The organism is Pseudomonas sp. E1MeOHC2 (assembly GCF_058745025.1).
The window spans coordinates 59,140-81,115 of the sequence record NZ_CP196675.1; the positions used below are offsets into that span (position 1 = coordinate 59,140).

Annotated in this window: 20 protein-coding genes; 12 read left to right on the top strand and 8 right to left on the bottom strand. The window is 62.6% G+C overall.

Going from position 1 to position 21,976, the window contains the following annotated elements; all coding sequences use genetic code 11:
• Positions 1–166: 166 nt before the first annotated feature.
• Positions 167–1,081 (top strand): cytochrome-c peroxidase, encoded by a 915-nt coding sequence (locus ACSSU5_RS00210; RefSeq protein WP_264313907.1) that lies wholly within the window; start codon positions 167–169, stop codon positions 1,079–1,081.
• On the top strand, positions 1,078–2,895 hold the full coding sequence (locus ACSSU5_RS00215) for a DAHL domain-containing protein (RefSeq protein ID WP_492560334.1): 1,818 nt from the start codon (positions 1,078–1,080) through the stop codon (positions 2,893–2,895). Before ACSSU5_RS00210 ends, ACSSU5_RS00215 begins: the two co-directional genes overlap by 4 nt.
• On the opposite strand, the gene ACSSU5_RS00220 is transcribed toward ACSSU5_RS00215, so the two are convergent.
• From ACSSU5_RS00220 to ACSSU5_RS00230, 3 genes are all read right to left on the bottom strand, one after another.
• Positions 2,896–3,342 carry a GNAT family N-acetyltransferase gene (locus ACSSU5_RS00220; protein ID WP_492560335.1) on the bottom strand — a complete coding sequence of 149 codons (447 nt, stop codon included), beginning with the start codon at positions 3,340–3,342 and terminating at the stop codon, positions 2,896–2,898. It lies immediately after the preceding gene.
• Positions 3,343–3,394: 52 nt separating this feature from the next.
• Positions 3,395–3,808 carry an alternative ribosome rescue aminoacyl-tRNA hydrolase ArfB gene (gene arfB, locus ACSSU5_RS00225; RefSeq protein WP_033701529.1) on the bottom strand — a complete coding sequence of 138 codons (414 nt, stop codon included), beginning with the start codon at positions 3,806–3,808 and terminating at the stop codon, positions 3,395–3,397.
• A 72-nt stretch (positions 3,809–3,880) separates the two neighbouring features.
• The gene (locus ACSSU5_RS00230) at positions 3,881–4,726 is read right to left on the bottom strand and encodes an AraC family transcriptional regulator (protein WP_492560336.1); all 846 of its coding nucleotides are present in this window, start codon (positions 4,724–4,726) and stop codon (positions 3,881–3,883) included.
• A gap of 157 nt (positions 4,727–4,883) precedes the next feature.
• Between ACSSU5_RS00230 and ACSSU5_RS00235 the strand changes: the two genes are divergently transcribed.
• Positions 4,884–5,435, top strand: coding sequence for a GNAT family N-acetyltransferase (locus ACSSU5_RS00235; RefSeq protein ID WP_492560337.1), 552 nt, complete (start codon positions 4,884–4,886; stop codon positions 5,433–5,435).
• Positions 5,436–5,447: 12 nt separating this feature from the next.
• On the opposite strand, the gene ACSSU5_RS00240 is transcribed toward ACSSU5_RS00235, so the two are convergent.
• The gene (locus ACSSU5_RS00240; RefSeq protein ID WP_264312821.1) at positions 5,448–6,008 is read right to left on the bottom strand and encodes a nucleotidyltransferase family protein; all 561 of its coding nucleotides are present in this window, start codon (positions 6,006–6,008) and stop codon (positions 5,448–5,450) included.
• A gap of 166 nt (positions 6,009–6,174) precedes the next feature.
• Between ACSSU5_RS00240 and ACSSU5_RS00245 the strand changes: the two genes are divergently transcribed.
• Together ACSSU5_RS00245 and ACSSU5_RS00250 are read left to right on the top strand one after the other, a co-directional pair.
• The gene (locus ACSSU5_RS00245) at positions 6,175–6,465 is read left to right on the top strand and encodes a DUF1330 domain-containing protein (protein ID WP_492560338.1); all 291 of its coding nucleotides are present in this window, start codon (positions 6,175–6,177) and stop codon (positions 6,463–6,465) included.
• A gap of 182 nt (positions 6,466–6,647) precedes the next feature.
• Positions 6,648–7,574, top strand: a complete 927-nt coding sequence (locus tag ACSSU5_RS00250; protein ID WP_492560339.1) for a DMT family transporter — start codon at positions 6,648–6,650, stop codon at positions 7,572–7,574.
• Between the two features lie 25 nt (positions 7,575–7,599).
• On the opposite strand, the gene ACSSU5_RS00255 is transcribed toward ACSSU5_RS00250, so the two are convergent.
• Positions 7,600–8,226 carry a TetR/AcrR family transcriptional regulator gene (locus tag ACSSU5_RS00255; RefSeq protein WP_492560340.1) on the bottom strand — a complete coding sequence of 209 codons (627 nt, stop codon included), beginning with the start codon at positions 8,224–8,226 and terminating at the stop codon, positions 7,600–7,602.
• Positions 8,227–8,335: 109 nt separating this feature from the next.
• On the opposite strand from ACSSU5_RS00255, the gene ACSSU5_RS00260 reads away from it, so the two are divergent.
• The 7 genes from ACSSU5_RS00260 (at position 8,336) to ACSSU5_RS00290 (ending at position 17,887) form a co-directional block, all read left to right on the top strand.
• Complete coding sequence (locus ACSSU5_RS00260) at positions 8,336–10,129, top strand: ABC transporter ATP-binding protein (RefSeq protein WP_492560341.1); 1,794 nt, start codon at positions 8,336–8,338, stop codon at positions 10,127–10,129.
• The gene (locus tag ACSSU5_RS00265; protein WP_492560342.1) at positions 10,123–11,889 is read left to right on the top strand and encodes an ABC transporter ATP-binding protein; all 1,767 of its coding nucleotides are present in this window, start codon (positions 10,123–10,125) and stop codon (positions 11,887–11,889) included. Before ACSSU5_RS00260 ends, ACSSU5_RS00265 begins: the two co-directional genes overlap by 7 nt.
• Positions 11,889–12,830, top strand: a complete 942-nt coding sequence (locus ACSSU5_RS00270; RefSeq protein WP_492560343.1) for an ABC transporter permease — start codon at positions 11,889–11,891, stop codon at positions 12,828–12,830. Before ACSSU5_RS00265 ends, ACSSU5_RS00270 begins: the two co-directional genes overlap by 1 nt.
• Complete coding sequence (locus ACSSU5_RS00275; protein WP_492560344.1) at positions 12,827–13,768, top strand: iron chelate uptake ABC transporter family permease subunit; 942 nt, start codon at positions 12,827–12,829, stop codon at positions 13,766–13,768. The genes ACSSU5_RS00270 and ACSSU5_RS00275 overlap by 4 nt, the downstream gene beginning before the upstream one ends.
• Entirely contained in the window at positions 13,765–14,541 is a 777-nt protein-coding gene (locus ACSSU5_RS00280; protein ID WP_492560345.1) for an iron ABC transporter ATP-binding protein, read from the top strand. The genes ACSSU5_RS00275 and ACSSU5_RS00280 overlap by 4 nt, the downstream gene beginning before the upstream one ends.
• Positions 14,538–15,527 (top strand): siderophore ABC transporter substrate-binding protein, encoded by a 990-nt coding sequence (locus tag ACSSU5_RS00285; protein ID WP_264312813.1) that lies wholly within the window; start codon positions 14,538–14,540, stop codon positions 15,525–15,527. Before ACSSU5_RS00280 ends, ACSSU5_RS00285 begins: the two co-directional genes overlap by 4 nt.
• Before the next feature lie 236 nt (positions 15,528–15,763).
• Positions 15,764–17,887 (top strand): TonB-dependent receptor, encoded by a 2,124-nt coding sequence (locus tag ACSSU5_RS00290; protein WP_413470129.1) that lies wholly within the window; start codon positions 15,764–15,766, stop codon positions 17,885–17,887.
• A 101-nt stretch (positions 17,888–17,988) separates the two neighbouring features.
• On the opposite strand, the gene ACSSU5_RS00295 is transcribed toward ACSSU5_RS00290, so the two are convergent.
• The 3 genes from ACSSU5_RS00295 to ACSSU5_RS00305 form a co-directional block, all read right to left on the bottom strand.
• Positions 17,989–19,482, bottom strand: coding sequence for an aldehyde dehydrogenase (locus tag ACSSU5_RS00295; RefSeq protein ID WP_492560346.1), 1,494 nt, complete (start codon positions 19,480–19,482; stop codon positions 17,989–17,991).
• A gap of 117 nt (positions 19,483–19,599) precedes the next feature.
• Complete coding sequence (locus tag ACSSU5_RS00300; protein WP_492560347.1) at positions 19,600–20,982, bottom strand: aspartate aminotransferase family protein; 1,383 nt, start codon at positions 20,980–20,982, stop codon at positions 19,600–19,602.
• A gap of 44 nt (positions 20,983–21,026) precedes the next feature.
• Entirely contained in the window at positions 21,027–21,857 is an 831-nt protein-coding gene (locus ACSSU5_RS00305) for a helix-turn-helix transcriptional regulator (protein WP_264312809.1), read from the bottom strand.
• Positions 21,858–21,976 lie beyond the last annotated feature (119 nt).

Below are 21,976 nucleotides of genomic sequence, written 5' to 3' on the forward strand. Positions count from 1 at the left end.
GCTCAGCTGATCCTTGATCAAAGGCTAGATGACATTTGCCCCAGTGGTTAGCGATAGCGCACGGTACTGACTATTCTCAGCGGCATAGCGCATTGTTACCAAGGAGGGTTGCCCGATGCCTAACCCCCGGCAATTTCGTAAGTGCGCAGGCGTGCTGGTGTTCCTGATGCCTTCGATTGGCCTGGCACAAGCCATAGGCGGGCCCCTCACGCCATTGCCGGCAGTACCTGTGCTGGCACCGCAGCGGGTCGAGTTGGGCCGCTCGCTGTTCAATGACCCGCGCTTGTCGAGTAACGCCAGCCTGTCCTGTGCCAGTTGCCACCGGCTTGACCAAGGCGGCGCCGACGGCCAGGTGCGCTCGCTCGGGGTCGATGGCAAACCGTTGCCGGTCAACACCCCCAGCGTGTTCAACGCCAGCCTGAATTTTCGCCAGTTCTGGGATGGCCGTGCGCAAACCCTCGAAGACCAGGCCCACCTGGTGGTCCAGAGCCCAAGCGAAATGGGCAGTGACTGGGCGGTGGTGGTCCAGCGCATTGGCGCAGACCCAAGCTACCGCGCACGCTTTGCCAAGGCTTATGGCAAAGCGGTGGATGAGCACACCATCCAGGACGCGCTGGCCACCTACCAACGCACGCTGTTGACCCCTGGCTCGCGCTTTGACCGCTACCTGCAAGGCGACACCGAAATCCTCAGCAAGGAAGAAAAACACGGTTACCAGCGCTTCCAGGAATACGGCTGTATTGCCTGCCACCAAGGCGTCAATATCGGCGGCAACATGCTGCAGAAGTTCGGCGTGCTGGGCGATTACTTCAACGACCGCGGCAACCCGACCACGGCCGACCAGGGGCGCTTCAACGTTACCGGCGATGAAGAAGACCGGCACGTGTTCAAAGTGCCCAGCCTGCGCAATGTCGCGGTTACCGCACCCTACTTTCACGATGGTTCGGCGCCGACCCTGGAAGCGGCGGTGGATGTCATGTTCCGCTACCAACTGGGGCGAACGGCAAGCGCCGAAGACAGAGCCCTGATCATTGAGTTTCTCAAAACCCTGACCGGTGAATGGGAGGGCAAACCACTATGAGGCTGACCCGCCCCCGCAGCTTGCTGTTGTTGGCCACCAGCGCCGCGCTGCTGGCCTCGGTACTGATCTACCTGTACCTGATGTCCAAGGCCGATGAGAGCGGTACCTACGCCCAGGCCCGTGACCTGATTCGGCAAATCAAGCAAAACGACTCGCAATGGGAAAACGAAATACTCAAAGCCCGCACGACCATCAACTACAACTACGACCCGCTGGTCTCGCCCGTGGTCGAGATGAAGCGCCTGTGGCGGGCATTCGAAAGCATCGAAACCCGGCACAAGCACGGTGACACCCCTGCCTGGCGTCAGGCCTACGCCGATTACCAGCAGGCATTCGAAGAAAAGGCGCTACACGTCGAGCGCTTCAAGTCGCATAACGCCGTGCTGCGCAACTCCCTGGCGTTTCTGCCCGCCGCTGCCGACAGCATCCAGGCGCAGTTGGGCCAGTTGGCCGATACCGATGCGCTACGCCTGCACACCATTTCTACCGACACCTACGACCTGATGCTCAGCAGCCTGGAATTCGCCCAGATGACCACGGATGACAAGGCAGCCGACATACTCGTCGGTTTGAACAAGCTGGCGGTCAACAAAGAGCGCCTGCCGCTGGCGTTCCATGCGCCCATCGACACCCTCAGCAACCACATTGCGCTGATCCTGCGCGAGCAACCCAAGGTCAATCAATTGCTTGAGCAGATCGGGGCAGTGCCAGTCGCAGGGCACCTGGATGCCATTGCCGTGATGCTCGACCGCGACGAGCGTGCGGCAATCCTGGTCAACCAGCGCTACCACTTGTATTTGCTGGTGTTCTCCACCCTGCTGGTCTTGCTGTTGCTGTACATGGCGGTGTGGCTGCTGCGCAGCTTCGGCGAGATCAACCGGGTCAACCGCGCCCTGGTGGTCGCCAACGACGAACTGGAACAACGGGTCGCACGCCGTACCCAGGCGCTGACCGAGGCCAGCGCGGCGCTGCAGCGCGAGATCGACGAGCGCAAACTGCTCGAAAGCCAGTTGGTGCAATCAGAAAAACTCGCCTCGCTCGGCCAACTGGCCGCAGGTATCGCCCATGAGGTGAACAACCCGATCGGTTTTGTGTCCTCCAACCTGGGGGCGCTGGACAGCTACTTCAGCCGCTTGCATGACATGCTCAAGGCCTACCAGGACGCAGAGACGGCCATCGACACAGCGACGCTCAAGGCAGGGTTGGTGCAACTGCGCAGCGAAATAGAGCTTGAGTACATCCTCGAGGATATTCCACTGCTGATCAGTGAGTCCAAGGACGGCATCAGCCGTGTCGGGCAGATCGTCAGGGACCTCAAGGATTTCTCCCGGGTCGATAGCAACCAGGATTGGCAATGGGCCAATTTGCACCAAGGCATCGACTCGACCCTGAACATCGTGGCCAGTGAGCTCAAGTACAAGGCCGACCTGGTCAAGCAATACGGTGTGTTGCCGGAGGTCGAGTGCCTGGCGTCACAAATCAACCAGGTGATCATGAACCTGGTGGTCAATGCCGCCCAGGCCATGGGCGCGGAACGTGGCACCATCACCGTGCGCACCGGTTGCGCCAACGACAAGGTGTGGATCGAAGTGGCCGACAACGGTTGCGGCATTCCTGCGCAGAGCCTGCAGAAGATCTTCGACCCCTTCTACACCACCAAACCGGTCGGCCAGGGCACCGGCTTGGGCTTGTCGCTGTCCTACGGCATCATCAAGCGCCACTGCGGCGAGATCCACGTGCACAGCGAGGTCGGCGTGGGCACCACGTTCAGGGTCGAGCTGCCGGTGCGCCAGGCACAAGCGGCCATTCGATGATCAAGGCAGGCGCTTTTCCATCGGCTGATAGACCAGCCCGGCGTATTCGCCGACGTCCCCCGCCAACACAAATCCGTAGCGTTGGTAGGCAGCCACCGAAGGCAGCGATGCGCTGACCGTTACCACCGCCTCCCTCGCCTGCTCCAGTGCCGCGGCCATCAGGCGCATGCCGACACCTCGGCGTTGCCAACCGGGTGCGACGAACAGCATCGCCACATGGCGCCCTTCCTTGAGCTCGATCACCCCCGCGATCGCCCCCTGCGCAACACAGACCAGCATCAGGTTGTCGCCGTCCATGCGCTCGGCAAACGCCTGCGCCGCGGCCACCTTGGCGAAGGTTGCCACCCCCTCTGCCGACAGCGAGGGTGCAACGGCCTGCATGAATGCGTCCAGGCACAGGGCGCTGGTGTGGGGCAGGTCATCGTGGGTCAGCTTGCGCACTTGCATGGTCGTCGTCCTTGTCGTGTCCAAGCAGGATAATACCCCTTCGGATGCAGCCCTAGAACTCCACCTTGCCCCGCCCCGCCTTGACAGTGCTGCGCCTGGCTTTTCCTTCGAGGCGGCGGGTCTTCGAGCCGAGGGTCGGCTTGGTGGGACGGCGTTTCTTCTCGGTCTTGCCGGCAGTGATGATCAACTCGGCAAGACGCGCCAGTGCGTCAGCGCGGTTCTGCTCCTGGGTGCGGTACTGTTGGGCCTTGATGATCAATACGCCGTCGCCGGTGATGCGACTGTCACGCAGCGCCAGTAGCCGCTCCTTGTAAAACTCGGGCAGCGACGAGGCGGGAATGTCGAAGCGCAGGTGCACGGCGCTGGACACCTTGTTGACATTCTGCCCACCTGCGCCTTGCGCGCGGATGTAGGTCAGTTCGATGTCGGCATCTGGCAGATGCACGTTATTAGAGATGGTCAGCATGGCATGGCCCTTGTGATTGCCCCCATTATCACAGCCTTCGCCGCTCGCCCACAGAACAAAACACGTTTGACCTCAACCACACTGATCCTCCTGCCTGCGATAGTGGGACAACGAAACCCCGGTCTGGCGCTTGAAATAACGGCACAAGTAAGACGCGTCGGCGAAGTTGAGCGCGTCCGCTATTTGGCCTATCGCCAGGGTGCTGTATGAAAGCAGGGCTTTGATCTCCAAGGTCACCTGGCGGTCGATCAGGCCTTTTGGGGTGTCATTGAAAAACGTTTTGCTGAGCTGCGACAGATAAAACGGCGTGATGTTGAGCGCATCGGCATAAAACTTGACCTCGCGGTAACGCGTGCAGTGCTTGCCTACCAAGTCCCAGAAACGCCAGCTGAGTGTTTCCTGACGGCTGAATTGCCTGCCGCCCTGATAGTGAGCCGGAAGCTGTTCGGCGATCTTGAGAAACAGGTTTTGCAGCTGATTGCGCAGCATGATGTGCCGGTACGAAGGGCAGCACCGCGCAATATCGCGCATTTGCGCCAACCAGCCCTCCAACAGCGGCCTGTCCTCTTTGGCTGGCACGCAATGAGGGTGATCATGCAAAAAGACGAACAGGGGGTTGGGCAGCTGGTAAGCCACCTCCGCTGCAAACGCTTTGGGCATGAGGCAGAAAAATGCCTTGAAGCTGCGTGAGCGACGCTTGAGCAAGGCGATGGTGTCCTCAGCCAGCACCAGCAGATCACCGCGTCTGACTGCCCGTTCCTTGAAGTTGAGCGCAAAACAGGCGCTACCAGACAGGCAAACCAGCAGTGTTATGTAGGCATGGCCGAAAGACAGCGGTACGCCCACCCCCTCGGCGAGCGTGGTGTCCCCCAGCCGTATCGAATCGTCAGGTGTAACCAGTTTCGGAATGTGCTGCATAGTGGCTCGACGCTGCCCGCTTAAACGGCATAGAGCTTACCACTGCCCGCCCCGGTAGTTTCGAAAAGTACCGAAACCGCCGAGGTACTGACGTATACCGATGAGGTGCCGCCCACTACCCTGTCACTCCCCAAGCAACCCAGGATGAGCACAGAACATGAAACTTGAAACACAACGGCTACTGCTGCGCCCTTGGCAGGAAGCCGATGCCGCTGACTTGTACGAGTTTGCCAAGGACGAGCGCATCGGCCCCATCGCGGGGTGGCCCCCGCACACCAGTGTGCGGAACAGTGCCGAGATCATCCGCACCGTCTTCAACCACCCCGAAGTGTATGCAGTCGAACTGAAGGAAAATCGCCGTGCAGTCGGCTGTGTCGGCATTCTCATCGGGGGCAACAGCAACTTCCAGATCAGTGAGCAGGAAGGCGAAATCGCCTACTGGATCGGCGTGCCGTACTGGGGCAAAGGGCTGATCCCCGAGGCCGTGCGCGAAGTCATGCGGCATGGGTTCGAAACCTTGAAACTCAAGGCGCTCTGGTGCGGCTATTTTGCTGACAACACGCAGTCCTATGCCGCCCAATCCAAATGTGGGTTCCGCCATCACCACACCGAAGAAAACAAATACAACCCCTTCCTTCAGGACTATCGTACCGAACACATCAGCTGTATCACCTACGCGCAGTGGCTCAAACTTGCTGACCACCCTTGATGAACAGATCGCTCAGCAAACCACCTTCAACCACGGCCAGCGTTCCCGGTAGCTGGCCGCTTTTTGCTCGAACAAATCAGGCTGCCGGTTCAATGTGTTGGGCCTGAGCACATTGTGCTGCAGATCGTCCAGGCCATGGGTGCTGTACAGCGCACCGGTGTACACATCCACGCCCAGGCAGGTCGACTGGATCAAGTAGCGGTCGATGCCATCGGTTACCCGTTGCAGTTGAGGGTAAGCGGCGCCGAATTTAGAGGCGTACCACAGGTGCACGCGGGCCTGGTTGCGGACCTCCACATTGACGCCAAGGTGGGCGCAGGCCTGTTGAACCCGCGCAATCACCCTGTCCTCGGCCTCCCATGAAAGGTCTTCATCGAAATAGGCGATGTCGTAATCCTTGATACCCCATTCTGCCGCCTGCCCGGCCTGGTGATTCCAGAATGTCTGGAACAGGCATCCGGCAGTCAGCATGCAGTGAGGAATGCCCAGCGTGGGCAACAGCGAAAGCAAGGCCCGGTTGACGGGGTTTTCCTGCGCGATGGCCAGCACATGCTCATCGGTAAGTGGCGGCATCGTTACCTCCCTGGTAATTGCGCTGCCCGAACATGAGCTTACCTGAGCCAAACCCCGGCGGCGAACAGCATCACATTCTTTGGCCGATCCATGATGGCATGCGGGCGAACACCGGTTTTACAGTGGTACAGCACTTCGCTGCCGGGATAAACCACGAGGAATGACGATGAAGGGTTACTGGATCATCTTGGGCGCCACAGTCACCGACACAGAGGCCCAGCAGGAATATGGCCGGCTGTGGGGGCCTATTGCAGCAAAGTACGGCGCAACGCTCAAGCAGCTTGCCCCAGGTGCGCTGGTGGAGTCGCACACCAGCAGCCGTGTACTGGCGGTCGAGTTCGCCAGCTATACCCAGGCAAAAGCTTGCTATGACGACCCCGCCTATACAGAAGCCAAAGCGTTTGCACTGCGCGCGGCGCCTCGCGAGCTGATCATCATCGAAGGCGATCTGAGCTGATCAGCCCCTGCCGTGACAATGGAAATTCTATCGAGCAGTAAAAGTTAACATGGCTCTCTTGTTTCGACGCAGCATTGATAGCCTAAGCAGGCTGTAACATTCCGCTGCGTCGAGGCAAGCCCCTTGAAACTCTGTAAGGACCCCCGCCAGTAGAAATCCTTTATCCTTAAAAGGGTCCTGCCATGAAAAAAACCGCTATCGCTGCTTTTGTCTTCCTCGGTGTCGTCTGGGGGAGCAACTTCATGTTCGTCAAATGGGCTGCCCAGCTCATCTCGCCCCTGCAGATTACCCTGCTGCGTGTGTTGTTCGGTTTTGTGCCGGTGCTGCTTTACGCACTGGCGACCAAGGCATTGCGGCGTGAGCACTGGCGGCACGCCCATCACTTCCTGGTGATGTCGCTGCTCGCGACCGCCGTCTACTACTTTGCCTTCGCCAAGGGCACGGCACTGCTCGATACGGGGATCGCTGGCATGCTCGGCGGCGCGATACCGCTGTTCACCTTTCTGTGTGCCTGGCTGTTTTTGCGCAGCGAGCCGCTCAACACCATCAAGACCTTGGGGATCGGGGTGGGCTTTGCAGGCATTCTGCTGGTGGCCAAACCCTGGTCAGCACAGAGTGCCGTCAACCCTGCAGGCATCGGCTACATGATTTTCGGGGCGTTGAGCGTGGGATGCTCGTTCGTTTATGCAAAGCGCTTCGTCAGCCCATTGGGGCTACCTGCGGCGGCACTGACCAGCTATCAGATCGGCCTGGCGCTGGTGATGTTGCTGGTGGTAACGCCGCTCAATGGCATCGGTGCAGTGTTTACCGACACACACGCCTGGGTTGGCCTGGTGATCGGGCTGGGCCTGCTGGGTACGGGTGCGGCTTACCTTGCGTACTATTTCATCGTCGATGCCTTTGGCGCATTGGCGGCCTCGGCGGTGACGTACATTCCGCCCGTGGTCGCACTGCTGATCGGCGCATGGCTGGGAGAGCCGGTCACTGCAACATCATGGGTTGCAGCAGGCCTGATCCTGTCAGGCGTGGCGCTGGTGCAACTGCACGCCCGGTTTGCCAAACCGGCGCGCTGCGCGACCTTGCGGACACCGTCCAGCACACCGAACTGACCCGTATGCAGGGGCATCATGCAAATCAGCCGAGCGGGCTGCCCACCCGCTGCTCCAGCAGTACCAGCACACCAACGATCAACGCCTGCATGCCTTCGAGCAATTCATCTTCCATCTCTGACTCTTCCCCTGCGCGGTCAGCTTCCAGTACTGGCTCGCGCCCAGAGACCGTGTACACCGTGTCGGCAACCGCGAACCCATGGAAGGCCACCGTGGACAGCAGCCAGCGCGCCTGCTCGTGGGTCAGGCCGTAGGCCTGGGCGATATGCGCTTGATGATCGCTGATCTTGCCGATCATCGACTGCGTCGCTGCCAACCTGCGAATGACATAGGGTGTCAGCCCCGGGTGCGTCTTGACGAACGCCTGCACCGACGCGGCAAAACGGGTCAGGTACGCCTGCAGGCCTTGCCGTGAATCGCCGCACGCCTGGGGGATCTCCCAGCGTTGAAAGATCTCTTCAGCCACCAGGCACTTGAGCGCTTCGATGTTCGGCACATGCTTGTACAGCGCCATATGGCTGACCCCCAGGGCGGCTGCAACGCCGACGAATGTGAGGTTTGGCAGGCCGATGGCGATGCTCACGTCAGCAATCCGTTCACGGGTGATGGTACGAGGGCGCCCGCGTCCGGCAGATCGTTGTGGCGGTTCCATGGGGTACTCCAGGCTTTGTGAAGTCAGTCTTGTAGCCGTCTTGTCTGCTTTTCGCAAATTAGTTTATAGTCATGCAACTAATTAATTTGCAGATTGCCAGGCCTGTTTCATGCCCGATAGCTCACCGCCCTCCCCCGATGCTGCCCTTGCCTCCACCCAGGCGCGCAGCCCCATCAGCCGCGTGCTCGCCCCTATCCGTGGCCGCTTGGTCGCCGCTGCGATACTGGCGGCGATTGGCTCGATGCTCACGCTGGTACCGCTGGCCGGTATCGCGCAAATCGCACGGATGGCCTTGACTGACACCTCTTCGCCTTCTGCCATTGGCGGGGTCGTTTTCGCCAGCGTGGCCAGCCTGTTTGCGGGCATGGCCCTGATCACGGCAGGCGAGTTGCTGGCGCACCTGGCAGACAACCGCATCACTCACCACCTGCGCGTGGCCGTCGGGCAGCGCCTGATGCAGGTACCGCTTGGCTGGTTCAGCGAACGCGCATCGAGCGAAGTCAAACGCGCGATGCAGGACGACATCGGCACACTGCACAGCCTGACCGCGCACTTCTACACCACACTGGGTCGCGCCGTGGGTGCCGTGCTGGTTTCGGTGGTGTACCTGTTTGCCATGGATTGGCGCCTGGCAATCGTCGCACTGCTGCCCTTCCCTGGTTTCTTCCTGTTCCTGCGCCGGGCCATGAAGGCCAGCGCAAAGCACATGGACGGGTTGGTCGCCGGCATGACGCGCATCGATGATGCCGTGGTCGAATTCGTCAATGGCATGCCCTTGGTGAAGGCGTTCGGCAGCCAAGGCAATGCTCAGGACCGCTATCGCGCCGCCGTCGATGCCTTTGCCCAGGCCTTCACCCAATTCACCCGCCCACTGGTGGCGTCGATGGCCAAGGCCAACGCCATGATCGCCCCTGTGACCGTGCTGGGTGTGGTCCTTCTGTTCGGCACCCTGTTCGTTGCCATGGGCTGGATCGAGCCGATAGAGGTACTGCCATTCGCGCTGGTGACGCCAGGCCTGTGCGCGCCTCTGCAATTGCTGCACTACATCACCCACGACCTCAACAACGCGGCCGGCGCAGCTCAGCGGGTTCTGGCCTTGCTCGACACACCGGTCCTGCCGACAGCGGCCTGCCCCCAGCGGCCAAGCGGTTGTGAGATCCGCGTAGAACGGCTGCGCCATGCCTATGCACCGGGCAACGATGTGCTCACCGACGTCAGCTTTACCCTGCCCCCCGGCACCACCACGGCCATCGTCGGCCCTTCCGGCGCGGGCAAGTCGACCCTGGCCCGCTTGCTGCTGCGCTTTTTCGACCCCGACGCCGGGCGTATCACCCTGGGCGGCGTCGACGTGCGGCACATGGCGACGAGCGATTTGTACCAGCACATCGGTTTTGTGCTGCAGGAAGTGCGGCTGATCCATGCCAGCGTGGCCGACAACATCGCGCTGGGCCGGCCATCTGCCACCCGCGCGCAGGTTGAAGCCGCCGCGCGCGTGGCCAACATTCATGAGCGCATCCTGCAGCTGCCGCGTGGCTATGACGCGGTCATCGGCGAAGACGCACTGCTGTCCGGTGGCGAACAGCAGCGCTTGAGCATCGCCCGCGCGGTGCTGCTCGACCCGCCTGTGCTGGTGCTCGACGAGGCCACCGCCGCCGCCGATGCCGAAAGCGAAGCGGCGATCCAGAACGCCCTATCGCGTTTTGCCATAGGGCGCACCCTGCTGGTCATCGCACATCGGCTCGATACGGTGATGCACGCTGACCAGATTCTGGTGCTCGACGAAGGCACGGTGCGTGAACAAGGCTGTCATGCCGAGCTGCTCGCACGCCAGGGGCTGTATGCACGGCTATGGGCTCTGGGCCGCTACCCGCACACCGTGAAAAAGGCGTTGCCAGCATGCTGAAGTCTTTTATTCGACTGTTGGGCGACAGCGCCCCGGTGTTTCGTCGCTACACCCTGATGACGCTTGTGTATGGGGTGCTCAGTGGCCTGACCATCACCACCCTTGCGCCGGTCATGCTGCACCTGCTGGCCGGCGATGTGCGCAGGGCGTCAGGTTGGCTCGCCGCGCTGGTGGTGGGCATGGCCGTGTGCTGGGCGTGGCGGCGCCACGTCGAACAGGCGGGTGTGGCGGTCGCCGTCGCCGTCTTGCAGGGTGCCCGCCAACACATAGGGGAGCATGTTGCACAACTGCCCCTGAGCTGGTTTACCCCCGGCAACACTACCCGGCTGGGGCACGTCATCACCCAGGGCATGATGGCCGTGGCGCAGTTGCCGGCGCACGTATTCACCCCGCTTGTCAGCGGGGCCGTAACCCCGCTGGTGATCGTGCTTGGGCTGTTTGCCCTGCACACTCCGATGGGCCTGGTCGCACTGTTGACGCTGCCCTTTCTGGTCGCCGTGATGCTGCTCAGCGCACGCCTGGGGCGGCGGGCCGACGAGGCGTTTACGCGCCACTTCGCCGAATCCAGCCAGCGCATGGTCGAGTTTGCCCGCACCCAATCGGTGCTGCGAGCCTTCAACGGCCACGGCGGCGGCACCCGCCTGCTCGACCAGAGCCTTGAACGGCAGCGCAGCAGCGGCATCGGCCTGATCATCCGCTCGTCCTTGTCGGCACTGCTCAACAGCTGGGCCGTGCAGGCCGCGTTCGCCCTGTTGCTGGTGGTGGCGGGCATGGGGTTGAGCCGTCATCTCGGCACGCCGCTGGCGCCACAGGAGGCCATCGCAGCAGTCGTCGCGTTGGCGTTGGCCTGCCGCTTCATCGACCCGTTACTGGACGTCGCCAGCCATGTCGAGATTTTGCGTGGCGCCCACGGTCAGCTCAAGGAAGTGGAGCAGATCCTGGCCGCTACCCCGCTACCGGAACCGCATACGCCCCTGCAGCCAGCCGATGCCTCGATCGCGTTGCACGCTGTCAGCCTGCGCTACACGGCCAACGGGCCCGATGTGCTGCGCGAGGTGAACCTGCAGTTCGCGGCGGGCAGTATGACGGCCATCGTCGGTGCCTCGGGCTCTGGCAAGACATCATTGCTGCGCCTGATCGCGCGGTTCTTCGATGCCAGCCAGGGCAGCGTGCGGATTGGCGGTGTGGACGTGCGGCAGATGAGCAGCGCCACCTTGACCGGCAACGTCAGCCAGGTGCTGCAGGACACCTGGCTGTTCCAGGGCAGCATCGCCGACAACATCCGCATTGGCAAACCCGACGCCAGCGACGCCGAGCTCCTGCAAGCCGCCCGGCTGGCCGGCGTGAGCGAAATCATCGCGCGCCTGCCGCACGGCCTGGAAACCGAGGTTGGTGAAGGCGGTGCCCGGCTGTCTGGCGGCGAGCGCCAGCGCATCACCATTGCCCGAGCGCTGATCAAGCAGGCGCCCATCCTGCTGGTGGACGAGGCGACCGCCGCACTCGATGCACAGAACCAGGCGGTGATCGCCGAAACCCTGAACAGCCTGCGTGGGCACTGCACGCTGGTGGTCATCGCCCACCAGCTCAGCACCGTAGCCATGGCCGACCAGATCGTGGTGCTCGAAGACGGCCTGGTGGTCGAGCAAGGTTCGCCTGCGGCATTGCGGGTTGTCAGCAGTCGCTACGCAAGGTTCCTTGAGCAACGCCATGCCGCGAGCGGCTGGCGCATCGCTGCAACAGCGAAGGAGGAGCGCGGCTGATGCGCGTGTCCTGGCTTGTGCTGTTTGCCTTGTTGTGCGCTGCCTCGTTGATGGTGGGCGCCCGTGAACTGGCGTGGACCACGCTGTTCGAGCCCTCTGGCGATACCTGGCTGACCCTGACTGCCAGCCGCCTGCCGCGCCTGGCGGCGTTGGTCCTGATCGGCATCGGCCTGGCGGTGTGCGGGGTGATCCTGCAACAGATCGTACGCAACCGGTTTGTCGAGCCCAGCACGTCCGGCGGGCTGGATGCGGCCCGGCTTGGCATCCTGCTGTCACTGGGGTTGGCACCGGCGGCCGGGCCCCTGGTGCGAATGCTCTTCGCCCTGGCCTTCTGTTTCGTGGCAAGCCTGCTGTTCGTCGCGATCATCCGCCGCATCCGGGTCAAGAACACGGTGCTGGTACCGGTCATCGGCCTGATGTATGGCGGCGTACTGAGTGCCTTGGCCGAGTTCTACGCCTACCGCATCAACCTGCTGCAGAGCATGCAGGGCTGGTTGCTGGGTGACTTCTCGAAGGTGGTGCAAGGTCGTTACGAAATCATCTTTGTGATCCTGCCGATCATCGCAGTCACCTACCTGTATGCGCACCGTTTTACCGTGGTCGGCATGGGCGAAGGCATGGCCACCAGCCTGGGCCTGAACTACACCGCCAATGTGGCCCTGGGCTTGCTGCTGGTTGCGGTCACGGTATCTGTCAGCGTCATCACCGTCGGTGCCATCCCCTTTGTCGGGCTGGTGATCCCCAACCTGGTTGCACTGCGCCATGGCGACAACCTGCGCCGTACCCTGCCGCTCGTGGCATTGGGTGGCGCCGCGCTTTTGCTGGCGTGCGACATCATCGGGCGGCTGCTCATCTACCCCTTCGAAGTGCCCATCGGCTTGACCGCAGGCGGCCTCGGCGGCCTCATCTTCCTCGGTTTGATCATCTGGAGGCAGCGATGATGCGCCGCCACGCGGTGTGGCTAGCCGTGGTCGCATTGGCCGTGCTGTTCGTGTTCGCCAACGCGGGGCTGGATTTCGCCTACGTGATCCCCAAGCGCCTCGCCCGCCTGGCCGCCATGGTCATCGGCGGTGTGTGCGTGGCCTGCTCCGCCATCGCCTTCCAGACCCTCTCGGGCAACCGCATCCTGACACCGGCGGTGATGGGCTATGAAGCGGTCTACCTGCTGCTGCACGCGCTGCTGGTGCTGTACATGGGGGTGCAGGGTTTGGTTGTGCTGGGCACCGATGGCCATTTTATGCTCGCGGTGCTGGTGATGCTTGGCTACTCGTGGTCACTGCATCGCTGGCTGTTTCGCGACGGCAGAAGCAACGTGTACTTCCTGTTGCTGGTCGGGCTGGTGCTGACCATGGTCATGGCGACGGTCACCCAGTTCGTGCAGCTCAAGGTCAGCCCTGGCGAGTTTTCGATGCTGCAAGGCTTCACCCAGGCGTCGTTCAACCGACCGCAACCTCGGGTATTGCTGTACTCAGCGGTCGTGGTCGCGCTGGTGTGTGCAGTGCTGGCCCGCACCCTGCCCTTGCTCGATGTGCTGTCGCTGGGGCGCGACCAGGCGATTTCCCTGGGCGTGGACTATCAACGCCAGGTACGCCTGCAACTGGCGCTGATCGCGGCCCTGGTCGCAGTGTCGACCAGCCTGCTAGGGCCCACGGCCTTCATGGGCGTGTTCGTCGCCAACATCACTTACGCACTGGCCGGCACGTTCCGGCACCGGGTCACCCTGGCGCTGGGCAGCGCGGTGGCCATTGCCGTGTTCATTGCCGCCCAGTTGTTGGTCGAGCATGTCTTCAACTACAAGACCACCGTCGGCATCCTGGTGAATCTGGTGTGTGGCACCTATTTCCTCGCCTTGATGGTGCGTACCCGAGGTGCCTCATGATCACTGTCCACGATCTGCACAAGTGTTACGGCGCCAAGCCGGTATTGTCCGGGGTGAGCGCGCATTTCCCAACCCAGCGGCTGACGTCGCTGATCGGCCCCAATGGCGCCGGCAAGACCACCCTGTTGATGATGATCGCGCGGCTGCTGGAACCTGGCCACGGCGATATCCGCCTGGAGGGGCGCAGCATCGCCGACATTGCCATCGGCGACTACGCCCGGCGCGTTGCGACCCTGCGCCAGTCCACCGACTTCAACCTGCGCCTGACCGTCGCTGAACTGGTCGCGTTCGGCCGTTTCCCGTATAGCCGCGGCGCCCTCACCCGCGACGACCAGCGGGCAATCGACGAGGCCATCGGTTTTTTGGCCCTGGAACCCCTGCGCCACGCCTACCTCGACGAGCTCAGCGGCGGTCAGCGGCAGATGGCGTTTCTGGCCATGACCATTGCCCAGCAGACCGACTACCTGCTGCTCGACGAGCCACTGAACAACCTCGACATGCGCCATGCGGTACAGATCATGCGCGCGTTGCGTCGGCTTTGCGACGAGTTCGGGCGCACCGTGATTCTGGTGGTACACGACATCAACTTCGCCGCCAGCTACTCCGACTTCATCGTCGCCATGAAAGGCGGCCAGGTCCATTGCGCCGGCAGCGTGGACGAGGTCGTGACCGAGCAACGGCTGCACGCGCTGTACGGGCTGGAGGTCGAAATCAGCCACAGCGCGGGCCGCCGTTTGTGCAATTACTTCAACCCGTCGAGAGACCCGAAATGAACCGCAAGCACCCCGCAATTGGTTGGCCGTTGGCGCTGGTTATCAGCGCCACCTTTGCCCTGCACGGCTGCAACGACCCCTCGGCCACTCAGCCGGTAACGGCAAAACCGGCGCCGCGTGTAGGCTTCGCGTCGGTCACGGTGCAGCACCAGCTGGGCAGCACTGTGATCACGCAGCCCCCGCAGCGTGCGGTAGCCCTGGACATGAACGAAGTCGACTTCCTCGACCAGCTGGGCGTTGCGGTGGCGGGCATGCCCAAGGACTTCGTGCCGCATTTTCTGGCGCGCTACAAGGACGCCGCACAGACTGCGGATGTCGGCTCGATCGTGCAGCCCAACCTGGAGCGGGTGCATGCCGCGCGGCCTGACCTGATTCTGATCACCTCGCTGCAGGCCAGCCACTATGACGAGTTGAGCGAAATGGCGCCGACCCTGCACTTCGATGTGGACTACCGCGACAGCGAGGCCGGGCATGTCGATGTGGTCAAGCAGCACCTGGTCACCCTTGGAGAAGTCTTTGGCAAGCAGGCCCTGGCCCGGCAGAAAGCCGCCGAGCTGGACGCCAAGCTCGAGCAGGCTCGCACCGTTACCCGCGACCGCCCCGAACGGGCACTGGTGGTGCTGCACAACAATGGCGCCTTCAGCGCCTTCGGCGTGCAGTCCCGCTACGGCTTCATCTTCAACGACCTGGGTGTCAAACCGGCCAGCGCGAGCATGGATACCGGCCTGCATGGCCAGCCGATTTCCAGCGAGTTCATCCAGCAGTCCAACCCCGACATCCTCTACGTGGTGGACCGCACGGCGGTGATGGAACAACGCCCGCTGATGACGGCAGAAAGCCTCGGCAACCCCCTGCTGCGCCAGACCAATGCCTGGAAAAACGGCCGCGTGGTGTTCGTCGACCCCGAGGCCTGGTACGTCACCGCCGCCAGCCCTACTTCATTGGCGTTGATCGCCGACGACATCATCAAGGGCTATCAGCACTAAGGCATCAACCGGCATGGACGCCAAAAAGCGCGACAACAGGTGATTCTCATTCGCCTTACTTCTTTTACCTGCAATACCAAAAGACCCACTGCCACCAACTCTTTGGAGCCATTCGCGTGTTCAACCGTCCATTGCACCTCTACCCAACCCCCGCCTGCCCGCACCCTTCGCTGCAGCGTACCCCGCTGGCACAGGCAGTACTGGCGGGCCTGACTCTCGGCGCCTGCGCAGCACTGATGCCGACGCAAGCACATGCCGAAGTACCTGCCACCGCTAGTCAGGGTACAGACGCAAAGCCTGCTGTGCCCGAGTTGCCGGCGACCCTGATCGACGCCCAGGGCCTTGCCACCGAAGCACTGCCGCCGGTGTACGCCGGTGGCCAGGTCGCCACCGGTGGCCGCGTCGGGCTGCTGGGCAACAAGGACTTCATGGAAACCCCCTTCAGCACCATCAGCTACACCGACACCTACATCCAGGACTTGCAAGCCAAAGACATCACCGACGTCATCGCCGCCACCGACCCGTCCGTGTTCAGCAACGGCTTGTCCGGCACCTTCAGCGAGAACTACTCCATTCGCGGCTTTGCCTCCAGCATCAGCGACATGACCGTCGATGGCCTGTATGGCATGGCGCCCTTCTACCGCGCTTCCCCCGAGATGTACGAGCGCATCGAAGTGCTCAAGGGCCCATCCGCCCTGCTCAATGGGATGCCGCCAGGCGGTTCGGTGGGGGGTGTCGTCAACTTGATCCCTAAACGTGCGGGTGACACGCCACTGACCCGGGTGACCGCCACCTACGCGTCCGATGCACAGTTCGGCGGGCATGTGGACGTGGGCCGGCGCTTTGGTGAAGACAACCAGTTCGGCGTGCGTTTCAACGGCATGTACCGTGATGGCGATACCGCCACCGAACACCAGGCCCAGCGTAACGTGCTGTCGTCCCTGGCGCTGGACTGGCGTGGCGAGCGCGCGCGGCTGTCGGTCGACCTGTTCGACACCGATGACCACATCCGTGGCCAAAACCGTGGCCTGGGCCTGGCCAGCGGCGTGGCGGTGCCCAAACCGCCTAAATCCGACACCCTGCTCAACCCGGACTGGGCCTTCGTCGAGACCAAGGACAAGGGCGTGATCCTGCGGGGTGAGTATGAACTGAACGACCAGTTGCTGGCCTATGGCGCCGTCGGCACCAGCAAGACCGACTACCAGTACAGCGGCGCGATGATCGCCACGGTGACCAACAACGCCGGCGACTTCACCACCGGCATGGGCCAATTGCAGATGGAGATCCACAAGACCTCCGCCGAGGTGGGCCTGCGCGGCCATTTCGACACCTTCGCCATCAACCACCAATGGTCGCTCAACGCGACCCAGTACAGCGACGAGAAGAAGGACTTTGGCCGCCGCTCGGCGGGTACGCCCTGGACCACCAACCTGTACCACCCAGTGTGGGGCCCGAAAGCGCCACAAGCCTGGCCGCTGATCATGCACAGCGAAAACGACCTGAAGAGCTACGGCATCGCCGACACGATGTCGATCCTGGACGAGCGCCTGCAACTGACCCTTGGCGTGCGTCGCCAGGAAGTGGTCACCAACACCTTCGACGTGGACACGGGCGCGCGTAACAAACCCAACTACGACACCCATGCCACCACCCCGGCAGGCGCTATCCTGTTCAAACTCACCGACGAGCTGTCGCTGTACGCCAACTACATCGAAGGCCTGAGCCAAGGCGCCACCGCACCGATGACCGCAGCCAATGCCGGTGACGTGTTTGCGCCCTACAAGTCCAAGCAGAAGGAAGTCGGCCTGAAGCTGGACCTGGGCAGCTTTAGCCATACCTTGGCGTTGTACGAAATCAAACGTCCGAGCAGTTACACCGACCCGACCACCGAAATCTTTTCGTTCGGCGGCGAGCAGCGTAACCGCGGTGTCGAATGGAGCTTCTTCGGTGCGCCCTTGGCGGATGTACGCCTGATGGGCGGCATCGCGTATGTCGACCCCAAAGTGACCAAGACTGAAGACGCCCTCTATAAAGGCAAGACCGCGACCGCCTACCCCAAGCTGCAGGGCAAGCTGGGGGTGGAATGGGATACCCCTGGGCTGGACGGGCTGACATTGACCGGCAATGCCACCTCGCTGTCCAGGCAGTACATCAATGAGGACAACAGCCTGTCGATTCCCGGCTACACCATTTTCGACATCGGCGCCCGCTTCGCCACGCAAGTCGCCAACCGGCCGGTAACTTTGCGCGCGAATGTCTCCAACCTGACCGACAAGAATTACTGGGGTGTGCCGTTGACCGCCAGCCTTGGGCTGGGTGCGCCGCGTACGTATGAGCTGTCGGCTACCGTGGATTTCTGACCCGCAGCGAATGGCGCGCCCCGGGTAGGAGCAGCCTCTTGGCAGCGCAAGGCTGCTCCTACCACAATCGCGCATGACCAGAGTACGCAGCATCCGCTTTTTCAAGCGCGCAGCTGATACCAGGTGGTCTTGAGCTGTGAGTACTTGTCGAACGAATGCAGCGACAAGTCGCGTCCAAACCCGGACTGCTTACCGCCACCGAACGGCACGGTGACATCCAGCGCATCCACGGTGTTGACCGAAACAGTCCCCGCTTTCAACGCCCGCGCAACGCGATGAACCTGGTTGAAATCATCGCTCCACACCGACGCGGCCAAACCGTAGACACTGTCGTTGGCCAGGCGCACCGCCTGCTCCTCGCTGTCGAACGCGCTGACCGCCAACACCGGCCCGAACACTTCCTCCCGGGCCAGGCTCATGCTGCCATCGACCCCGGCAAAAATGCTCGGCTCGATGTAATTGTCCGAGCCATCGATGGTGATGCGCCGGCCACCGCACACCAAACGGGCGCCCTCTGCGTGCGCACGGTCGATGGCGGCCTTGATGCGGCCGGTCTGCTCGGCATCGACGATGGCGCCCGCGCGGCTCACCGGGTCCAGCGGGTTGCCTGGCATCCACTGGCGGGCCTTGGCTTGCAGGCGTTCGATGAACTCATCGTGGATCGAGCGCTGCACATACAGGCGCGAATTTGCCGAACACACCTCACCCTGGTTGAAGAAAATGCCGAACGCCGCTTTTTCTGCCGCAAGGTCCAGGTCCTGGCAGTTTTCGAACACCAGGTTCGGGCTCTTGCCGCCGCACTCCAGCCAGACCTGCTTGAGGTTCGACTGCGCCGAGTACTGCATGAAGTATTTACCCACCTGGGTAGAACCTGTGAACACCAGGCAGTCGACGTCCGGGTGCAGCCCCAGTGCGCGCCCCGCGTCTTCGCCCAGGCCCGGCACCACATTCAGCACGCCTTCCGGCAAGCCGGCCTCCAGCGCCAGTTGCCCCAGGCGCAGCGCCGAGAATGGCGATTGCTCGGCGGGTTTGAGCACCACGCTGTTGCCGGCAGCCAGCGCCGGCGCAAGCTTCCAGGCCGCCATGTCGAGCGGGAAATTCCACGGCACCACGGCGGCGACCACGCCCAGCGCTTCGCGGGTGATCGTAGCGAGTGCGTTGGGCGCCGTCGGTGCAACCTGGTCGTACAGTTTGTCCAGCGCCTCGCCGTACCAGGCGAAGACATGTGCAGAACCCGGCACATCGATGGTGTAGGCATCCATGACCGGCTTGCCCATGTTCAGCGAGTCCAGCAGCGCGAGCTCTTCGCGGTTGGCCATGATCAGTTCGGCCAGGCGCAGCAGCACCTTCTTGCGCTCTACCGGGGCCATCCGGGCCCAGGGGCCTTGGTCAAAGGCACGCCGTGCGGTGGCCACCGCCAGGTCGACTTCGGCCTGACCACAGGCGGCGACCTGCGCCAGTACCTGCTGGGTGGCCGGGTTGATTGCAGCGAACGTGGCGCCGGTACCGGCACTCACCTGCTGGCTGCCGATCAGGGCCTTGTCGAGCAAACGCAGGCCTGCAGCGCGCGTTTGCCAATAATCGAGACTCTCCATTTGCATTCCCTACGACTGTCTTGGATTGTGGGCTGCGGTGCCGGCCATTCGCGGCGCAAGGCCGCTCCCACAGAGGATCCGCGTGCACTTGTGGAAGCGGCCTGGCGCCCCTTTGCCTCAGAGCCTGCCTGCCAACCGGGCAGTGCGGTCCACGGCGATGCGTGTCTTGTCGACCAGCTCGTCCAGCTCGGCGCGGTTGGCGACCAGCGCTGGCGCCATGATCATCCGGCCCAGGGTCGAGCGAATGATCAGGCCTTCCTCGAAGCCGAACGTACGGCATTGCCAGGCCAGGTCGTTCTCGTTGGCAAAGCGCTTGCGGGTCGGCTTGTGTTCAGCGAACTGCAACGCCGCCACCAGGCCGGCCCCCTGCACCTGGCCAATCAACGGGTGATCGGCGAACACTTCGCGCAGAATGCGTTGCAGATACGGCCCGGTGTCGTCCTTCACCTGGCGCACAATGCCTTCATCGCGCAACGCCTTGAGGTTGGCGATGGCCACCGCCGCCGCCACCGGGTGGCCTGAGTAGGTCAGGCCGTGGGCGAACACCCCGCCACGCTCCACCAGCGCTTCGGCGATGCGCTTGCTCAGCACCAGGCCGCCCATGGGCACATAGCCGCTGGTCAGGCCCTTGGCAATCGACAGCGTGTCCGGCTCGAAACCGAAATACTCATGGGCAAACCACTCGCCGGTGCGGCCAAAACCACCGATCACTTCGTCGGCACACAGCAGCACGTCGTACTGGCGGCAGATCCGCTGGATCTCGGGCCAGTAGCTTTCCGGTGGGAAGATCATGCCCCCGGCGCCCTGGAAGGGTTCGGCGACAAACCCTGCGACGTTTTCCGCCCCCAGTTCGAGAATCTTCTCCTCCAGTTGCAGGGCGCAGCGTCGGCCAAACTCGGCCGGCGTGAGCTCACCACCCTCGGCGTACCAGTACGGCTCGTCGATGTGCGCCACGTCCGGGATCAGCCCGCCCATCTCGTGCATGAACTTCATGCCGCCCAGGGCGGTGGCCGCCAGGGTCGAGCCGTGGTAGCCATTCCAGCGGCCGATCATGATCTTCTTGGTCGGCTGACCCACTACCTGCCAGTAACGGCGCACGGTGCGGATCAGCACTTCGTTGGCCTCGGACCCGGAGTTGGTGTAGATCGCGTGGCTGTAGTGGCCAGGCAGCAAACTGAACAGCAACTCGGACAGTTCGATCACCGCCGGGTGGGTGGTGTGGAAGAACATGTTGTAGTAGGCCAACTGGTCCATCTGCGCGGCGGCCGCAGCGGTCAGGTCCTTGCGGCCGTAACCCAGCTGGGTGCACCACAGGCCCGACATGCCGTCCAGGTAACGCTTGCCTTCGCTGTCCCACAGGTGCAGCCGTTCGCCACCGACCATGACCCGCGGGCCTTCGGCATTGAGCGCCTTCTGGTCAAGGAAGGCATGGATGTGGTGCGCGGCGTCGGCGGCCTGGTAATCACGGGTCTGGCGTTTGGGGGCAAAAGGCGCGTTCATTGGCGGTTTTCCTTGTGGGTGTGGGTCATGCGAGGCAACTGCGCTCAGCGCAGCTTGCCCATGTAGCTTTCCAGCGGGTCCTTGCCCAACACGCCCTGGGCATTGGCCAGCGCGTCGATGAACAAGGAGAACAGTTCGGACTGCGTGCCGATGTCGAGCTTGGCGTAGACATGCTTGCGGTGGGACTTGATGGTGTCTTCCGAAACCCCAAGGCGCTCGGCCAGGGACTTGGTCGAGTGGCCACGCAAGATGAGCTGGGCGATGCGGCATTCGCGCTCGGTCAGCAACGAGCTGCCAAAGTTGTTGAGCGCGGCATGGATGCGCTGCTCCAGAACGTTTTCGAAACGCCCACCGTGGCTGCCCAGCCCGGCAAAGTGCTTGTTGAGCACCGCCAGCACCCAGGGCGTGATGCGCCCGAACAGGTCACGGCTTGGTGCATCCAATTTGTCGGTGAAGGCCAGCGACACCGCCAGGCTCTGGCCAGGCGCGATCTGCAGGATGTAGTTGAGCTCATCCTCCAGGTGCGAATGGCGGTAGAACGACTGGTAGTACTCACTCACTTCGAAGTGGTCAGGCGCCACATCGAACAAGCCATAGCAGCCAGACTCGACCTGCTCCACGCAGGCCCCATAAAAAGGGTCGAGCAGATAGAACCCGGAGAGGTAGCGGCTGACGTTGCCTTCTGGCAGCCAGGGCGCTTTGTCGTGCTGCTCGAACAGCGCGCACGGCATGCCGTCATGGGGGTAGAGGTAGACCGTAGTGGCCTGGATGGGCCGGATGACCCCAAGCGCACCGAACAAGGTGGCGGCAAAGCCCGGCTGGCCAATCGTGTCGGTCACCTTGGCAATGTGCTCGAACCACTGTTCTGAAACCAATCGATCTCTGCTCACTGGAATTCTGCCGGTAGCGGGAAGGCGGTATCGCCGTTGGGGCGGCGCGTTGTTTGCAGATACTCCCATGGCCAGGCAGCGACCGAAATCACCCTTTGGGGTGA

Excerpts from the sequence above, each read along its gene's own strand:
- ACSSU5_RS00285 (WP_264312813.1), top strand. The coding sequence starts at position 14,538 with ATGAACCGCAAGCACCCCGCAATTGGTTGGCCGTTGGCGCTGGTTATC.
- ACSSU5_RS00210 (WP_264313907.1), top strand. The coding sequence starts at position 167 with ATGCCTTCGATTGGCCTGGCACAAGCCATAGGCGGGCCCCTCACGCCA.
- ACSSU5_RS00275 (WP_492560344.1), top strand. The coding sequence starts at position 12,827 with ATGATGCGCCGCCACGCGGTGTGGCTAGCCGTGGTCGCATTGGCCGTG.
- ACSSU5_RS00215 (WP_492560334.1), top strand. The coding sequence starts at position 1,078 with ATGAGGCTGACCCGCCCCCGCAGCTTGCTGTTGTTGGCCACCAGCGCC.
- ACSSU5_RS00230 (WP_492560336.1), bottom strand. The coding sequence starts at position 4,726 with ATGCAGCACATTCCGAAACTGGTTACACCTGACGATTCGATACGGCTG.
- ACSSU5_RS00255 (WP_492560340.1), bottom strand. The coding sequence starts at position 8,226 with ATGGAACCGCCACAACGATCTGCCGGACGCGGGCGCCCTCGTACCATC.
- ACSSU5_RS00300 (WP_492560347.1), bottom strand. The coding sequence starts at position 20,982 with ATGAACGCGCCTTTTGCCCCCAAACGCCAGACCCGTGATTACCAGGCC.
- ACSSU5_RS00265 (WP_492560342.1), top strand. The coding sequence starts at position 10,123 with ATGCTGAAGTCTTTTATTCGACTGTTGGGCGACAGCGCCCCGGTGTTT.
- ACSSU5_RS00280 (WP_492560345.1), top strand. The coding sequence starts at position 13,765 with ATGATCACTGTCCACGATCTGCACAAGTGTTACGGCGCCAAGCCGGTA.
- ACSSU5_RS00270 (WP_492560343.1), top strand. The coding sequence starts at position 11,889 with ATGCGCGTGTCCTGGCTTGTGCTGTTTGCCTTGTTGTGCGCTGCCTCG.
- ACSSU5_RS00245 (WP_492560338.1), top strand. The coding sequence starts at position 6,175 with ATGAAGGGTTACTGGATCATCTTGGGCGCCACAGTCACCGACACAGAG.
- ACSSU5_RS00235 (WP_492560337.1), top strand. The coding sequence starts at position 4,884 with ATGAAACTTGAAACACAACGGCTACTGCTGCGCCCTTGGCAGGAAGCC.
- ACSSU5_RS00240 (WP_264312821.1), bottom strand. The coding sequence starts at position 6,008 with ATGCCGCCACTTACCGATGAGCATGTGCTGGCCATCGCGCAGGAAAAC.
- ACSSU5_RS00295 (WP_492560346.1), bottom strand. The coding sequence starts at position 19,482 with ATGGAGAGTCTCGATTATTGGCAAACGCGCGCTGCAGGCCTGCGTTTG.
- ACSSU5_RS00260 (WP_492560341.1), top strand. The coding sequence starts at position 8,336 with ATGCCCGATAGCTCACCGCCCTCCCCCGATGCTGCCCTTGCCTCCACC.
- ACSSU5_RS00290 (WP_413470129.1), top strand. The coding sequence starts at position 15,764 with ATGCCGACGCAAGCACATGCCGAAGTACCTGCCACCGCTAGTCAGGGT.
- ACSSU5_RS00220 (WP_492560335.1), bottom strand. The coding sequence starts at position 3,342 with ATGCAAGTGCGCAAGCTGACCCACGATGACCTGCCCCACACCAGCGCC.
- ACSSU5_RS00250 (WP_492560339.1), top strand. The coding sequence starts at position 6,648 with ATGAAAAAAACCGCTATCGCTGCTTTTGTCTTCCTCGGTGTCGTCTGG.
- arfB (WP_033701529.1), bottom strand. The coding sequence starts at position 3,808 with ATGCTGACCATCTCTAATAACGTGCATCTGCCAGATGCCGACATCGAA.